The sequence below is a fragment of the Paenibacillus sp. FSL P2-0136 genome, from assembly GCF_037975325.1.
Classification (GTDB): Bacteria; Bacillota; Bacilli; order Paenibacillales; family Paenibacillaceae; genus Paenibacillus_AQ; species Paenibacillus_AQ silagei.
In genome coordinates this window covers 3,035,512-3,051,808 of sequence record NZ_CP150244.1, presented here as the reverse complement: position 1 = coordinate 3,051,808, position 16,297 = coordinate 3,035,512, and the positions used below count along the sequence as shown (strand labels likewise).

15 protein-coding genes are annotated in these 16,297 nt (G+C 52.2%); 7 read left to right on the top strand and 8 right to left on the bottom strand.

The annotated features are described in order from the left end of the window. Positions 1 to 85 precede the first annotated feature (85 nt). Together NYE26_RS12695 and NYE26_RS12690 are read left to right on the top strand one after the other, a co-directional pair. Complete coding sequence (locus NYE26_RS12695; RefSeq protein WP_339256235.1) at positions 86 to 1,387, top strand: DUF5050 domain-containing protein; 1,302 nt, start codon at positions 86 to 88, stop codon at positions 1,385 to 1,387. A 166-nt stretch (positions 1,388 to 1,553) separates the two neighbouring features. Next, positions 1,554 to 2,114: a hypothetical protein gene (locus NYE26_RS12690; protein ID WP_339256233.1), complete on the top strand. Its 561-nt coding sequence runs from the start codon at positions 1,554 to 1,556 to the stop codon at positions 2,112 to 2,114. 65 nt (positions 2,115 to 2,179) lie between these two features. Here the strand turns inward: NYE26_RS12690 and NYE26_RS12685 are convergent, their stop codons facing one another. The 4 genes from NYE26_RS12685 to NYE26_RS12670 all read right to left on the bottom strand — a co-directional run bounded on the left by NYE26_RS12685 (position 2,180) and on the right by NYE26_RS12670 (position 6,114). After that, on the bottom strand, positions 2,180 to 3,313 hold the full coding sequence (locus tag NYE26_RS12685) for a DUF4179 domain-containing protein (protein WP_339256231.1): 1,134 nt from the start codon (positions 3,311 to 3,313) through the stop codon (positions 2,180 to 2,182). Next, the gene (locus NYE26_RS12680; protein WP_339256229.1) at positions 3,303 to 3,839 is read right to left on the bottom strand and encodes a sigma-70 family RNA polymerase sigma factor; all 537 of its coding nucleotides are present in this window, start codon (positions 3,837 to 3,839) and stop codon (positions 3,303 to 3,305) included. Before NYE26_RS12680 ends, NYE26_RS12685 begins: the two co-directional genes overlap by 11 nt. A 559-nt stretch (positions 3,840 to 4,398) precedes the next feature. Beyond that, on the bottom strand, positions 4,399 to 5,631 hold the full coding sequence (locus tag NYE26_RS12675; RefSeq protein WP_036729096.1) for an aminopeptidase: 1,233 nt from the start codon (positions 5,629 to 5,631) through the stop codon (positions 4,399 to 4,401). Between the two features lie 135 nt (positions 5,632 to 5,766). Next, entirely contained in the window at positions 5,767 to 6,114 is a 348-nt protein-coding gene (locus tag NYE26_RS12670; protein ID WP_339256227.1) for a hypothetical protein, read from the bottom strand. Positions 6,115 to 6,285: 171 nt separating this feature from the next. Here NYE26_RS12670 and NYE26_RS12665 point away from each other — a divergent pair, with 171 nt between their 5' ends. Together NYE26_RS12665 and NYE26_RS12660 are read left to right on the top strand one after the other, a co-directional pair. Beyond that, entirely contained in the window at positions 6,286 to 7,392 is a 1,107-nt protein-coding gene (locus NYE26_RS12665; protein WP_339256225.1) for a VanZ family protein, read from the top strand. A gap of 15 nt (positions 7,393 to 7,407) precedes the next feature. Beyond that, positions 7,408 to 8,931, top strand: coding sequence for an amidase family protein (locus NYE26_RS12660; RefSeq protein WP_339256223.1), 1,524 nt, complete (start codon positions 7,408 to 7,410; stop codon positions 8,929 to 8,931). A gap of 96 nt (positions 8,932 to 9,027) precedes the next feature. Here the strand turns inward: NYE26_RS12660 and NYE26_RS12655 are convergent, their stop codons facing one another. Further along, complete coding sequence (locus NYE26_RS12655) at positions 9,028 to 9,795, bottom strand: exodeoxyribonuclease III (protein ID WP_339257458.1); 768 nt, start codon at positions 9,793 to 9,795, stop codon at positions 9,028 to 9,030. A 183-nt stretch (positions 9,796 to 9,978) separates the two neighbouring features. Here NYE26_RS12655 and NYE26_RS12650 point away from each other — a divergent pair, with 183 nt between their 5' ends. Together NYE26_RS12650 and NYE26_RS12645 are read left to right on the top strand one after the other, a co-directional pair. Further along, positions 9,979 to 10,266, top strand: a complete 288-nt coding sequence (locus NYE26_RS12650; protein WP_036694360.1) for a hypothetical protein — start codon at positions 9,979 to 9,981, stop codon at positions 10,264 to 10,266. 231 nt (positions 10,267 to 10,497) lie between these two features. Then, positions 10,498 to 10,980: a hypothetical protein gene (locus tag NYE26_RS12645; RefSeq protein ID WP_339256221.1), complete on the top strand. Its 483-nt coding sequence runs from the start codon at positions 10,498 to 10,500 to the stop codon at positions 10,978 to 10,980. Between the two features lie 183 nt (positions 10,981 to 11,163). Here the strand turns inward: NYE26_RS12645 and NYE26_RS12640 are convergent, their stop codons facing one another. After that, positions 11,164 to 12,273 carry a citrate synthase/methylcitrate synthase gene (locus NYE26_RS12640; protein ID WP_339256219.1) on the bottom strand — a complete coding sequence of 370 codons (1,110 nt, stop codon included), beginning with the start codon at positions 12,271 to 12,273 and terminating at the stop codon, positions 11,164 to 11,166. A gap of 124 nt (positions 12,274 to 12,397) precedes the next feature. After that, positions 12,398 to 13,240, bottom strand: coding sequence for a helix-turn-helix transcriptional regulator (locus NYE26_RS12635; protein WP_339257456.1), 843 nt, complete (start codon positions 13,238 to 13,240; stop codon positions 12,398 to 12,400). A gap of 132 nt (positions 13,241 to 13,372) precedes the next feature. On the opposite strand from NYE26_RS12635, the gene fabF reads away from it, so the two are divergent. After that, positions 13,373 to 14,611: a beta-ketoacyl-ACP synthase II gene (gene fabF, locus NYE26_RS12630; RefSeq protein WP_339256217.1), complete on the top strand. Its 1,239-nt coding sequence runs from the start codon at positions 13,373 to 13,375 to the stop codon at positions 14,609 to 14,611. Between the two features lie 116 nt (positions 14,612 to 14,727). Here fabF and NYE26_RS12625 read toward each other — a convergent pair whose 3' ends face one another. Beyond that, entirely contained in the window at positions 14,728 to 16,161 is a 1,434-nt protein-coding gene (locus NYE26_RS12625; protein ID WP_339256215.1) for a glycoside hydrolase family 43 protein, read from the bottom strand. Positions 16,162 to 16,297 lie beyond the last annotated feature (136 nt).

The window sequence follows — 16,297 nt, the reverse complement described above, 5'->3', positions numbered from 1 at the left end:
ATTTGAAACTGCCCGTTTCTCCGATATCTTATTAGAACAGGATTTGTTCGTATGTTTACCACATTGGCTGAAGGGGAGAATGACTATGAAGGCTTTACAATTACTATCCAGAAAAACAGGTGTCCTTCTGCTCGTGCTGCTACTAGCGGCACTCGGTACAGTTGGGGGCGGCAGACAGTCACATACGGCAGCAGCGGCAGCTTCTGCGAAATCATATGTGTACTATGTCTCTGACGATGTTTTATACCGTGTGACCACAGATGGAAGTGAGACACAGAAGATCGTTGAGAATTATGACGGCAACGGATTAGATTCAACCGGCAAATATCTGTATTTTTATTATGATGACGGTATGGGAATTCAGCGGCTATCTCTGAGCGATCCCGATGCTTTAATTACCAGCTTCCTCGGGGACCGGAATATCCTCTTTTACCTGTTCGAGGGTCCCTATCTGTACTTCCTGGATGATACAGGACACATCTACCGCACCTTGGCCGACGCTGACGATGATTCACAGCTTACCCTTATCGCAGACAATGCCGATGTGAATTTCCGGGCCTTCGACGTCTTGGGCGGGCGAATCTACTATAATGCGCTGAAGAACAACACTACCTGGGTTGCTTCGAGGTCCCGCGACGGGAGTGGAGCCATTCAGTGGATTGCCAGCGGAGCTATTCAGAAGAGCAAATTTTATCATCCTTATGCTACAAGTATTAACCTTATGATTGACAACAAACCTGCCGAAACCGAGTATTCTCTGAACTCAATGGTGCTCTACACTCTCCCTCTAAGCGGTGGAGCTCCCAAAGCAGCCAATGCCAAAAACCCGCTTGAATCCAATGCCGCCACTGCCGGTAGCTGGTCCGATCATTATTTTCTGTTCAACAAAGGTATTAAAGTGGATGCCACCGGCGATGAGCTGGACTATAACACCGGCAAAGGCTTCCTGATGGATAAGAACGGGAAGATCCTGCAGCTCAGCCAGAACAGTGTGACCAGCATCAGCGAGATTGCTGCGAATAAGCTGGTTTATGCAGATTCCAAAGGCAAAGCCTACATCAGCACGCTTGCTAACGGCAAAGTCACCTCCTCCAAGCCTCTTCCACTGACGAATGTTCAAGATGTCAGAACGGTTAAGAACGGAACGACGCTCACCACCGTATTGTTCACCGCAGCCGATGCTTACGTTCTGAATGCCGATTCATCCTTGACCAAAATGACGGGCGTTGAGTCCGATTACTCTGTAATTACAGACGATATTCCCGGCTTGTATTATATCAACGGTCTGGATAACGACTGCCTGTACCGGTACAGCAATGACGGCAAAACCAAAATCAAGCTGTCCACTGGTCCGGTTAGCTACTTAGCACTGGTCTCCGCGAAGTAATATACAGAGAGAATAAGCCGGAATTTCCGATATCGGAAGTTTCGGCTTTTTTAAGATGCGAATAGATAAAGTTCAGTTTATAACAGAGACTTGCCTATGAAAAGACTTCATTCCCGGTATACAGTGGGAGTAGACGTTATAGATAATTACAGAAAGCAGGCTGGAAATGAATATCGCAATCAAGCTAACCGGACCGGATGAAGCCCACATTATCAAAAATATGTACCCGCTCTATCTGCACGATCTGTCGGGACATTACGGACTTGTAGAGGGGCATCCGCCTAACCGGCATGGTATCTTTGAGGATACAGACGAATACCGCACGCTGGCAGATCAGTATGACGTGCAGAATATTTGGTGGGACAAGCCGGGCATTCTGTACCCTTTCCTAATTCAAGCTGATGCGATGCCGGCAGGCTTTGCCCTCATCGCCACCCCTCCTCACTGCGCGCAAGGCGTTGATTATTTCGTGAACGACTTCTTTCTGCTGCAGCCCTTCAGAGGGACAGGAATCGCGGAAGAGGCGGCGGTGTTGGTGTTTGAACAATTCCGGGGTGAATGGGAGCTGTTCACGAATCCGGCGGCGAAGAATATAACCGGACAGAAATTTTGGCGGAAGACCGTCTCCCGCTATACACAGGGGAAATATACCGAAAGAACCGGAGATACCTTCGATGGGAATAAGCTTGCCTTCAAGTTTGATAACCGGGGATTACAACCGCTCTAACCCAACCGCCAAAAAGGCTGATCCGCCGGACATACCGGCAGTCAGCCTTTTCCACATGCATGGATTCACGGCAGAATTGGCAAGTTAATCTCCTTGGTATTCTTGCCTTCTCCGGTCTTCATAATCATGTTCATCGATTCCGGCTGATCGAGCAGATTGCTGCCGAAATAATGTTCAAAGCCCTCATAGGTTCCAGTACCTGTCGGTGACCATATCTCGGTGGTTCCGTACTTGGCTGTCGACTGAATTTCATTCCTGTGTACAGCGCCAGATATCTTTTGCCTGTTCTCCCATGTAATCTCAGACTCGTTTTTAATTTTGACTACAGTGCGGATCATCAAGGGAGAGAGCTCAACCTGCTCGAGCGTCACTTGAATCCCCTCCAGCATGAAATCCTCCCCCGGCCGGACAATAACTGTCTGCTGCTTTTTGAATTTCGGGTCAAGCTTGAAGCTGATCTTAAGCCTTGGAGAATAATTCATTTCCGCTGCATTCTTGCCCGTCTTGGGATCTTTCAATTTACCGGGGTCTACAGAGGCGATCTGGAAATCCGCTTCAAGCTGCTCCGGAAAAGGCTGATTCCGGTCCAGAAGGATGGCGCCGCGCCCGTAAAAAATACGCTTATCATCGTGTCCATTGTTTTTAGCATGGGCGCCGATCCCGCCCCCGTTCTCAAGATCATAGCCGGTTGCCGGATTCTTGATTCTCGCACTGTTAACACTATAGATCTCCTGTCCTTCCGCGACATTTGCTGTATACAAAAAGATGATTTTATTCTCATCCGCCGTTACTGCATTCAGGGTAATCCGGTAATCCCCGCTGGCTACGCTTTGATTAATCTCCTGGATATAGCCGTGCCGGATGGCCGTATCCAGTGTAGGTGCCTCTGAATCAGAAGAATAGAGCCGCTTGAACATTTCCAGCCCGCCCCAGTTCACTTCTCCGGCAGGTCCGGCAGCACGAGGTGCTGCATCATGAATGACCGGAATGAGGAACAGAATGATTGCGGTAACCGCGGCAGCGGCTAATCCGAGGAAGGAGCCTTTGGTGAGTCTGCCTTGCCAGCTTTTTTGGCGTCCGCGCTCGATTCCCGCCTGAACAGCCTGCCTAATCTCATTGCCTCCGGCGTCCGCTCCGGCTTCCTTGTGTATACGTGCCGCATCCGTCAGCATCGCCTGCTCTTCTCTACTACTGTCCATCCCACTCACCCCGGTTCTTCATAATGGTCCTAAGCTGCTTCAGCCCTTTGTGCTGCCAGGTTTTGACGGTTCCCTCCGGCTTGCCCAGCAGGACTGCGATTTCGGCCAAGGTCATGTCATTGTAATATTTGAGCAGCAGCACATGGCGGTATTTCACCTTCACCTGTGAGAGTGCCCACTGCATTTCCATAGATTCGGTACTGTTATGAATGACGGCCTCCTGCATATGTTCTGCCGCTGTGGGAACCGCCTTCTTCCTTCTGCGCTGCTCGTCTATGCAGACATAGATTAGAATCCTGATCAGCCAGGATTTGAACGCGCCTGAGTCCTTAAGGGTCCTTCGCTTCATCCACGCCCGGCAAGTCGTCTCCTGCAACGCTTCCAGTGCGTCATTGCGGTTGCCCAGATAACTGTAGGCAATAGAATATAACTGGTCGCTGTGCTCCATCACCGCTTTGACGAAATCTGTCTCTTCAAGCGGCACAGCGGCAGTGACCCGTTTCATCTCTGCGCCTGACATCGTCATCTCTCCCTCTCCTCTCCATCTTTTTTTACATGAATTAGACGGAGAGGTTATGCAAACAGTTTTAGTCTGCGGCAATTATTTTATAATCCTCATGAACAAGTGGAAACGGCTTTGCCGTCCTTTTAAAGGACGGTACCGTTTCAGCGAGAAATAGAAGAATAATTTATAGCGTAAAACCTATAAATTCTTATATTTCAACAGAAAAGCCGCAATCCCCGTTGCCGGGAATATTGCGGCCTTTCTTGTTATATAGGAAACTATAGTTTCCTGCTGCTGTGGAGAAGGTGTGTTGGACTAAATGTATGTGGAAAACAGTATACGTTGTGCTCCCAAGCAGGCACTCGGCCTGAATGTATGTGGAAAACAGTATATATTGTGCTGCGCGCGGGCGTATGGCCCAGAATGTATGTGAAAAACAGCATACGTTGTGCTCCCAAGCAGGCACTCGGCCTGAATGTATGCGGAAAACAGTATACATTGCACTGGTACGAAGGTAATCCTATTCATCCGTTAGGATGACTTAGTTCTGTAGATTACTTCACTTCTCGATAGGACACACCTAGAGCACCCAATTCCCCTTGCGGAACACCGGCTCGATCGTACCGTCGGCCAGTTCCCCGTCAATATCAAGCGCATCGGAGCCGACCATGAAATCGACATGCGTGAGGCTGACATTGGCACCTCTGGACAGCAGCTCTTCGCTTGTCATGGAGGTGCCCCCTTCTATATTAACCGGATAGGCGCTGCCCAGTGCGAAATGACAGGAGGCATTCTCGTCAATTCCGGTGTTATAGAATACTCTGTTCAGCCGGGAGATCGGCGAGTCATGCGGCACCAGCGCCACTTCTCCGAGGTATGAGGCTCCCTCATCCGTATCCAGCAAGGAAGTCAGGTGCTCGCGGCCGGATTCAGCGTCATACGCTGTAACCTTGCCGTTTGTGAAGGTAACAGTAATTCCGTCGACGAGCCGCCCGTTCAGGTTCAGCGGAAGCGTACTCTTGACCGTGCCATTTACGCCGGTGCGATGGGGCATCGTATAGATCTCTTCTGTAGGCATATTCGCTACAAAATAGACGCCGCGCGCATTCTCCCCGCCGCCGCCCCGCCATAAATGGCCTTCCGGCAGCTCGACACGCAGATCCGTGCCCGGAGCGCGGTAATGCAGGCTTTTATAGCGTTTGGCGTTCATACGGTCCTGGCTCTGCTTCAGCTCTCCGATATGGCTGCGCCACGCCGCAACCGGGTCCTCGCTGTTCACACGGTTCATCTGGAACACCGCTTCCCACATCGCATCGATCCGTTCTTCCTCCGGCAGATCGGCGAACACCTTGTCCGCCCAGGCACGTGTCGGCGCCTTGATCAGCGACCAGCTGATTCTACTGTTGCGGGTGTAGGCCTGGTACTTCTTGCGCGCAACCGCAGCTGCCTTAACGGCAGTGGAGACCTTGGCCGAATCGATCCCGCGGAATAATTCCGGGTCCGGCACCTTTATATGTAATATAGCCCCGCCTTCTTCAGCGAATCCCTCCAGCATATCGGCATGCCACTGCGGATAATACCCGAACGATTCCTCAGGAGCCTTCTCGTAACGGATGCGTGTGACCGCTTCATCGTCCCAGTCTACAAGCACGTATTTCGCTCCGGCGTCATAGGCCTTGCCTACAATCAGCCGGGTAAGCTCCGCGGTCTCCAGCGGGGCGTGAACCATCAGCACTTGTCCCGGCTGCACATTCACACCGACCTTGACTACCAGCTCTGCGTATTTCTCCAGCATCTGCTCAAAATCCTTCATTTCTTCTCTTCCTCCATATCTTCACTGTCTCTGTATAATTATAGCGGAAGACCGGGAAGATGGCACCTATCTATGCTCTATATACAACCGGAAGCTGAGCATAATGTAATCCCTCCGCTTCCGGCATCGCTTCCGCTACTGCTTATCCACCTGAAGTAATTGAATGGTCTTCACATCATACGTATGGGCGATTTTCTCTTCCGCGATCACTTTCAGCTTCGTCAGGCTGGCAACCTTGGCCGGATCTGCCCGGGAGAGCAGCCGCCACAGTTCGGGGTCGGACAGGGTCTGATAGAGCTTGTCGTCATCATATTCCTTGCGGTTTTGAGTGACCAGCTTGACCTTGTAGGTGCCGAACACTGCCTCAGTCTGCCCCGCTTCATTGACATGGGCAAGAATCTCCTGCCGGAGTCCGGCCAGCTCCTTTTCCAGCTCCTTCTGCTTCGCCTTGAGCTTGTAATACTGTTGAACCTTCTTTTCCATATAGTCCTCACGCTCCTCTCCTAACATGTCTATGCAGGAAAGAACGGTTAGAATGATTAATTCTGTTGAGACGGTTTAGGTTTAATTCTATAATGAAGTCGTTGTGACAAAATACTGACAGCAGGTGAACCCATGTTCCAGACTTATCTATTCCCAATTTCCTATGCATTCATGGCCTTTCCGGTTGCGGCACTGTTCTTCACCTTGCCATTCCTGATTGTGCAATACCGCCGGCACGGCTATATCAACAAAATCCGGGCCTTGGTGCTGTATCTGCTGCTGCTGTACCTGCTTAACGCTTTCTTCCTGGTCCTGCTTCCCTTGCCTGATTCCAGGCATAATACCGCCCCCGCCGGGAGCATGCTCCAGTTCGTGCCGCTGCAATTCATCCAGGATATTCTGCACAATACGCCAATTACGCGCAGCGATCCTTCCAGCTACCTTAATGTGCTGACCGGAGCGGATTTTTTGCTGGCGGCCTTCAATGTCCTGCTGACCGTACCCTTCGGTATGTTCCTGGGCTACTACTTCCGCACGCGCTGGGTGGTCTGCATTATTCTGTCCTTTGCGCTGTCGCTGTTGTTCGAAATTACGCAAATTACAGGCATTTACGGGTTCTTCGACCACCCCTACCGGATCTTCGATGTCGATGACATGATCACGAATACGCTGGGCGGCATGATCGGATTCAAGCTCTCCCTATGGATCTCCGGCCTGCTGCCGAGGATTGAGAAGCTTGACAGCCAAGAGGACCTTTCCGCCAAAAGAGTGACCTACACCCGCCGCGCCCTTGCTTTCCTGCTGGATTCCATCCTGCTGCTCGCGGTGACCATTCTCCTCAATCTGCTCTCGCTGAGTATTTCGTTGTGGGCAGTTAGTATGGTCTATTTCCTGAGCATTCCTCTGCTCACAGGCGGACGCACCTTCGGCAAATGGGTCGTGCGTATCCGGCTTAGGAGTGAAGACGGCGGCCCGGCCAGACCCTGGGGGGTATGGGCACGATATGGATTACTCTATGGCGTCTTAGGCGGAATGAATTCCCTGATGCCTGACTCCTCCTTCTTCGTCTCTATCGGTACAGCTCTGGCTGCTCTTGTGAAAATAGTCATCCTCTTGGCAGATTTGGTCTTCTTCATCCATCTGGTGCTGCGGCTGATTAAGCGTGACCGTCCGCTCCTCTACGAGGAGCTTAGCAGAACCCGCAATGTAATCAGCTGGCCGAAGCGGCATCAGGCAGCGGCAAGCGAGACCGTGGACAACACGACAAACAATGAATAGAGGTACAACATCCTTATGAATAACCTTATGAATCATAACGACAACAACCGCAAGTCTCCTGCTCAAGATGAGCAAGATTGGTTAATAGAAGCAGACATCACCAGCATTCAGGAGCAAATGGCACAAGGTAACCTAACCTCCGAAGTGCTGGTAGGCTGGTATTTGGAAAGAATCAACCGGTTGGACGGTCTGCTCCGCTCCGTACTGGAGGTGAATCCGGAGGCTCTTGCAATTGCCGCGAAGCTCGATCAGGAACGAAGAGATCAGGGCAGCCGCGGACAGCTGCACGGTATTCCTGTCCTGGTCAAAGATAACATCGGCACAGCAGATCAGCTGCATACCAGTGCAGGAGCCTTGGCGCTTGCAGATTGCATAGCTAATGAAGACGCTGAGGTCGTCACACGGTTAAGGACAGCCGGAGCAGTGATTCTGGGCAAAGCCAATATGACCGAGTGGGCCAATTTCATGTCGCCTACCATGTGGGCCGGATACAGCGCACGCGGCGGGCTGGTACTTAATCCCTACGGTCCCGGGGAGCTGTTCATTGGCGGCTCCAGCTCGGGAAGTGCGGCAGCTGTTGCCGCTAACCTTGTCACCGTGGCCGTAGGAACGGAAACCTCCGGCTCCATCATCAGCCCGGCGGCTCACAACTCCCTTGTCGGCCTGAAGCCTACTTGGGGACTGGTCAGCAATAAGGGAATTATACCGGGAATCGGCAGCCAGGACAGCGCCGGTCCCATGGCCAGAACCGTCAAAGACGCCGCACTCCTGCTGCATGTGATGGCCGGGAACGACGGCTCTTCCTCCTCTGCTGCCCTGGATTATTCGGCAGGGCTGGAAGTAGATGCACTTACAGCCAAGCGGATCGGAATTCCGCGCTTCTATTATAGTGATCTGGATACTGAAGCGCTGGACATGATGGAATCTGCCATAGCGGTCCTGCGGGAGCTGGGGGCAGAGATTATCGACCCTGTGGAGCTGCCCAATCAGAATCAGAATGCTGAATGGAACCCTACGATTCTACAATATGAGTTCAAGCACGGCTTGAACCGCTATCTGGGAAGCCTGCCGGAGTCGGCTCCTGTGCATTCTCTGCAGCAGCTGCTTGATTTCAACCAGCAGCATAGCGGACAGGCGCTGAAATACGGCCAAGGAAAACTGGAATGGCTGAATTCCTCCGGGGATAATATTACAGAGCAAGAGTATCTGGAGCAGCTGCATTCTTCCCGTTCACTGGCCGGTAAGCAGGGAATCGATTATGCCCTGGAGCATTACGGTCTGGATGTGCTCCTGTTCCCCGGAGATCACGGATGTGAAGTAGCGGCAAGAGCGGGTTATCCGCTGATTACAGTTCCTGCCGGCTATACCTACTCGGGTATTGTTGCACCAGGCGGCTATCTTACCAAGGGACCGCAAGGTATCACCTTCTGTGCCTCAGCCCATAGTGAAGCTATGCTGCTAGGGATTGCGTATAGTTACGAGCAGGCTACGAAGCACCGGCGGTCGCCGGTGCTGGAGCCAGGCAGCTCGTCAGATTAACTGGTTAGCCTCCGCTCAGCCGCTGACACAATCACAAAACGCGGTATCCCGAACTCCGGGATACCGCCTTTTGTATATCATATCTATACACTCTGTCTATGCTTCCGCCGTATCCGCCAGATGGAGGACCACCGGGCAATGATCGCTGCCTAGGACATTACATTCAATTCCGGCGTCCAGCAGACGCGGGGTCAAGCGCTCTGAAGCGAGAAAATAATCAATCCGCCAGCCCACATTCTTCTCTCTGACCTTGGGCATGTAGGACCACCAGCTATAGGCACCCTCCAGCTCAGGATAGAACCATCTGAAGGTATCCACGAAGCCGGCTGCGAGCAGCGTGGTCATTTTGCCGCGTTCTTCGTCGGTGAAGCCTGAATTCCCCCGGTTCGATCTCGCATTCTTCAGGTCAATCTCCTGATGCGCCACATTCAGATCCCCGCACACGACAACCGGCTTATGCTCATCCAGCTTCAGCAAGTAGGCGCGGAACCGGTCCTCCCACTCCATCCGGTAGTCCAGCCTCGACAGATCGCGCTTGGCATTCGGCGTATACACATTCACCAGATAGAAATCAGGGAATTCCAGGGTGATAATCCGCCCCTCATCCTCCGTCTCCTGCTCCAGTCCATATCGTACGGATAGCGGCTTGATTCTAGTGAATACAGCCGTACCCGAATATCCTTTTTTGAGCGCATAATTCCAGTACTGAGCATATTCCTCCCCGTGATCCAGAACAATCTGCCCCTCCTGAAGCTTCGTCTCCTGCACACAGAAGATATCTGCGTCAACCTCCCGGAAATACTCGCTAAACCCTTTATTCACACAAGCTCTCAGACCGTTCACATTCCAGGACACCAGCTTCATCGTTGTCATTTCCCCTTACCTGTCACTAGATTACATCCAGTGTACCATAGATCCGGGTTGTCTATTTGTCTATGAATCTGCCGGCATCCTATTGAAATGTGTGAATCTCCCATGGCATACGTTACAGCAATCATAGTTTTGCCGAATATACTATCCTATCACAAGGAAAAGGAGGACATTACAATGGCTATCCTATTACCGCAACAATTCTTCAATCTGCCGGCTTCTGTAGGTAAATCTTACTATGAAAATCTGGCAGGTGGCATCAACGCAGCTGTGACGGTAAACAACAATTCCGGGTTCCCCGTGGATCTCGTTATTTACCGCGTCAACGCTCCAGTGGTCACTTATCTGATCCCTGCATTTAACAGTCTCACTCTATCTGTTCATGCCCTGCTTGTCGCCGGACTTCTCAGCACAGCTGCCGGGGCAGTCTTCGGCACCATCGAAGTGGCAACCTCTGATTTCTAATCTAATGTAAGAGTATCCCCTCATGCTCTGTTGACTATTTTTGGACTTCTCGCTATTCCGGGGAGTCCATCTTTTTGTCGTTTCAGGACAAATACGATCCATTCCGCTTATTTGATTGAATCTCTCAATTCAGAAATATATTTTACAATCTTTAGATTAATCTCTCATTTATATAAAATTTATGATATAGTTGATGAGAAAATGATAAAATATACCAGAAAAGAGGCTATTATGAAAAAGATTTTTCTGCTTTTATTTGCGGTGCTCATGATCCAGCTCCCTATTGCTTCTGCAACATTTGCATTTGGAGAACGTCTCACGGTTCGCGAAAGATTTATTGGGAATGCGAGCCCGCTAGTATCAAACAACATGAAATATATCCTGAATTTTATGCCTTCAGGAGATATACAGTTATGGAATAATCACAAACGCACCATGATATGGCACACCAATACCAGCGACTTTAGAATATCCCAGCTCGTCATTGATCAATATAATGGCAGACTTAAGTTAATGGATTGGAATAATACTCCATTTTGGACGTCAGACAATAATGCATGGGCTACAGCGTGGTACGGACAAGGGAATGTACCAGTCAACCTCGTGGGTGACCTGCTAATCGTTCAAGATGACGGAAATTTAGTTCTTTACAACACACAGAACGTGGGTTTAGGCTGGTATCCTGTCTGGGCTTCAAATACAGCCGGTCAATAAGTATCATCAAGTCCTCCTAGTAACATGAACGCAAACTTTTCAGCCCTTTCCCTTCCCAGCAGGAAGTGTAAAGGGCATTATTTACGTTCCGGGACATTTCCCATGCGCCTCGCTGCGGGTTGGCCCCGGCTGTTAGGCGACTGGAGATGTTTTGTGCGCCATTTGGGCGGATGGTATGTGCTTTTACAAGGCAGTCTCTGATTCAGGCATAGGTCCGATATAAGTAGATTGTGGCCGGAAAATCCGGTTATGGGCTGACTGCTCCAGCAAATGGGCCGTCCAGCCGACAATTCTTCCCGCTGTGAATGTAGGCGTGAAGATCTCAGGCGCCAGCTCCAGCGCCTTCAGAATAGCCGCAGCATAGAACTCAACATTGGTGAACAGGCGGCGGCCCGGCTTATATTCCTCCAGAAGCGCTATCGCTGTAGCCTCCACATGAAGCGCAAGATCAAAGGAAGCATCCTTGCCGACCATCGTAAGGGTCGCAATCTGCAGGGCTTCCGCCCGCGGGTCCTTGGTCTTGTAGATCCGGTGCCCGAAGCCCATCAGCTTCTCCCCGGCCTCAAGCTTCTCTCTCAGCCAAGGCTCCGTGCGTTCCTTCGTCCCGATCTCCTCCAGCATCGATATCACTTCATACGGCGCGCCGCCATGCAGCGGACCCTTCATGGCCCCGATCGATCCGGCTACGGCCGCGCACATATCCGATTCCGTGGACAGCACCACCCGCCCGGCGAAGGTAGAGGCATTCATGCCATGCTCCATGCACAGGATCATATAGGCGCTAAGCGCCTTTACATGAGCCTCTTCAGGCAGCTTGCCTGTGAGCAGATACAGATAATTCGCGGCATGGCCAAGCTCAGGAAGCGATTTCAGCGGCGGCAAGCCCTTAAGGCTGCGGTACCGGTAAGCTATGATCGCCGGAAGCATTGCCGTCAACCGCACGGCCTGCTTCAGCGTGGGCGGCCAGGTAGCGTTCTCCTCATCCCCAAGTGCAGCCACTGCACTTTGTAATACCAGCATCAGCGGTACAGACGCCGGATACAGATCAAGCATCTTGCAGAGATATTCAGGAATCGCTCTCTCCGCTGCCATCTGCACCTTGAGCTGCGCCAGCTCCTCCGCATCAGGCAGATGTCCGTTCCAGAGCAAATAAGCAACTTCCTCATAGCTTTTGCTCACCGCAAGCTCCTTCGCCCAATACCCGCGGTACACCAGATACCCTTTCTCCCCATCTACCAATCCAATTGCTGTCTCTCCGGCAACTACGCCTTCTAATCCCGTTACTTTAGCCATTATATCTTTACCCCTTTTCCGGTCCCGCAGGAAGAAATTCATCATATTAGGAGTATAAACTGCAAAATCTATATTGCATATTTATAGTTTTTTATGAATCAATAAGAAAATTCTATCACCTGTATTACTTAGGTTCCATGAGCTGCTTCAGCTTGGCTTCTGTACCAGAGTCACCGGCTGGCGTGTAGATGCTACAGCGCAGATCCGCTGCACCTTGTACTTGTAGGGAGGTTAGATGGAACAGCATTTTGCCGGCTTTGGCATGCCGGAATTCCAGTACAACATCCGGCGCGGAGCTGACCCGGCTCTCTTCCCATAGCTGATTGAATTCCGGATGCCCCTCCTTCATCTCCGCAATGAATTCATCATACCAGCGGTCCTCCAGGTATTGCCCGTAGTAGGCGCGGAAGATCGATAGGTATCCCCGGACGAACTGCTCCCAATTCACCGCCAGCCGCCTGAACTCCTTGCGCTCGAACAGCAGTGAGATCATATTGCGCTGCTGCGGAGCCAGCTTGGCGAAATCAAGAAACACATGCGCCGCTGCCTCATTCCAGCCGACAATGCCGCAGTGCCGGTCCGAGATGATTGTCGGGCAGGTCTTCAGCTCCTGCAATATCTTCTGCAGGGACGGATGAATTACCGAAGGCTCCTCTTGGGTATAGTCTGCGACTGCCGGTCCGTTCTCCAGCGCCAGAGCGAACAAGTAACTCCGCTCATCCTTCGTCAGCTGTAATGCTGCGGCAATACAATCAAGAACAGATGGAGATACTTTAATATCCCGCCCCTGCTCCAGCCAGGTATACCAGGTGCTGCTTACTCCCGAGAGCTGCGCCACTTCCTCGCGCCGGAGCCCGGGCGTCCGCCTGCGGGTGCCCTCCGGGAGGCCCGCCGCTGCCGGGGTGATGGCCGCGCGTCTTGCTTTCAGGAATTCTGATAATGCTTGAAGCCTGTTCTGATTGGACATCATGCTTCCTCCTGCCTTACAGTTCGTCTGTCTGTTAGTGTAGTAGTAATTATACTAGTATAAACTACAACTTGTAATAGGATAAGCAACATGAAAAAATAAGCTTATTCAGATTAACAGGAGGAATAGCAGATGGAACGTGTCGTGATTACAGGAATGGGTGTCATCTCCCCGCTTGGCAATACCGTGGACCAGTTCTGGAGCCGCCTTACGGCAGGAGAATCGGGGATTACGCCGATTGATTCTTTTGATACCACTCACTTCAAAACCAAGATTGCCGGCTCGGTACAGGCCTTCGACCCGGATGCCAGATTCGGCCGCAAGGAGGCCCGGCGGATGGACCGGTTCAGCCAGTTCGCGCTTGCTGCCGCAGAGGAAGCCTGGACGCATTCCGGTCTCCGGCTTGAGGAGCTGGACCGGGAACGGCTGGGCGTCTATGTAGGCTCCGGCGTAGGCGGTATCCAGACATTGATGGACCAGGGCGAACTGCTGCGTTCCCGGGGACCGGAGCGGGTAAGCCCTACCCTGATCCCGATGCTGATCTCCAATATGGCGGCAGCCATGATCAGCATCAAGCTGGGGGCACAGGGGCCTACACTCTCGCCGGTGACTGCCTGTTCCATCGGGAATACGGCCATTGGCGAAGCCTTCCGCCTGATCCGTTACGGCGGGGCCGATGTAATCATCGCCGGAGGGGCGGAAGCGGCGGTGACCGAGATTGCCCTGGCCAGCTTCGGGAATGCGACCGCTTTGTCTACCCGGAACGGGGAGCCGCAGGGGGCCAGCCGGCCTTTTGACCGGAACAGGGACGGATTTGTCATTGCGGAGGGCGGAGCTATTGTGATCCTCGAATCCCTCTCCCATGCCCTGCGCAGAGATGCCGTCATCTATGGCGAGGTCACCGGATATGGCGCCAGCTCGGACGCTTATCATATGGTAGCCACCCATCCTGAGGGGATAGGAGCCTATCAGGCAATGAAGCTGGCACTCAGCGAGGCTGGAATTAGTCCCGGAGAGGTAGATGTCATCAGCGCACACGCAACCAGCACGATCGTCGGAGACCGTTCGGAGACCCTGGCGATCAAGAAGCTGTTCGGAGAGCAGGCCTATCGGATTCCCGTCACGGCGAACAAATCGATGACCGGACATGCCCTCGGCGCAGCCGGAGGTCTGGAAGCTATTGCCCTGCTCAAAAGCCTGCAAGAAGGGATCATCCCGCCGACGATTAATCTGGAGCAGCCGGACGAGTACTGCGACCTGGATTATGTTCCTAACGTAGCCCGCCAAGCGGAGCTGAAGATCGGGATCTCCAATTCCTTTGGCTTCGGCGGCCATAACGCTGTAATCGTTCTGCGCAAGTATGAAGCATAATCGCAGCTAATTCCTATATACAGCAAACAGCGGATCTCCCATTCTAAGGGAGCTCCGCTGTTTGTAATGGTTAAGGGTATGATGCCGGCTGCGACTTGACTGTTCACGGGATCAGGTTACTTTTTCTCCGGTGACACATGGCTGCCCCAGACTGCAACGCCTTCTGCTGAAAGTGCTGTGAAGGTCATTACCTCGCTTGCGGCCGCTTCATTCCATTCCCGCAGGAACACCCCGCTGTACTCCGAACCCTCTATCGTCAGCTTCGCCATATGATCCTTGCTCAAGGACCATGTACCTGTTGCTGCCCCGCTTATCGTGCCGTCTGTGTTCAGCTCTACCCTCTGCGACTCCGCCAGCTCAGCCGTAATCTCCTTGCCGTGGTTCACCAGCATGTAAGCACCCGTCACGTCCTTGGCAGTGTACTTGCCTATCTTCTCGCCTCCGTAACGATGGGGTGCGACAACAGGCCAGCCTGCTTCATTCATGAACATCTGATGAACCCGAACCTCATGCTGCTCCCCAAGACCCGGGAACCGCGTGTGGAAAATCAGATAATACTGCCCGCTTGCCTCATCATAGTACGCCGAATTATGTCCAGGGGAGACATAGCCTGTACCTGATCCGGCGGCTTCTTCAGCTGTATTCACAAATTCATAATTCCCCATCAGCTTCACGCCGTAAGGTGCGTAGGCCGGATCATCGAACAGCACTCCCGGCGTCCCCTGCGCATCCAGCATAGCCTTACCTTCCGAGTCCTCGAACGGGCCAGCCGGATGCTTGGAACGCGCTACACGGATATTATAGCCGCCATTCGCATCAAGCCCTCCGTAGGAGAGAAACAGATAGTAATAATCGGTCTCCGGGCTGTATAGCATATACGGCCCTTCAATCCGCGCATGATTCCCTCCGAGCAGCTTCTTGCCGTAGCCCTGGCCCTCCAGCGGGAAGCCCGTAGCCGGGTCCAGCTCCAGGATGAAGATGCCGCCCGAGTAGGAGCCGTAGACCATCCACAGCTTGCCGTCTTTATCAAAAAACACATCAGGGTCCACCACATTCGGCTTCTCCGTGGCATCGTACACCTCTCCATCATCCCCGATGCCGGACATTCCCGACTTCAGAATAATGCCTTTATTCTTGTAAGGACCTTCAATCTCATCGGCTACGGCAATACCTAGCGCCGACAGCGGGGAATCCCCCTTGCAGGCATCGTAATACATGTAGAACTTGCCGTCTGCCAACTGAATGACATCCGGTGCCCACAGCGTATCCGACTGGGCCCAGCTAAGCGTCTCGCTAAGCTCCTCCGTTACATTCGGTATCAGCACATTATCGTCCGTCACGCCGGAAGAAATCTGCGTCCACGACATCAGGTCCTTGGATTTGGCCGAGGCCAGATGCGAACCGAACACGTAATACGTATCCTCCACCCTAATCACAGAGGGATCGTGTACAGATACATTCCCGAACTCCGGCGGCCCTTCCGGATTCCCTCCGCTGCATGCCGACAGCAGGGATAAGGATATCAGCGCCGTTAAGGATCTTTTTCTCATCTCATCATAACCTCCCTATGTATACCCTTACATTTTGCTGGGCAAATGAGATTAAGTCAATACTTTTATTTATATTAGTTAGTTTTGTTTTAGGTTTATATGAAGTATAATCCCCCATATAACAAAAAAACGCCAG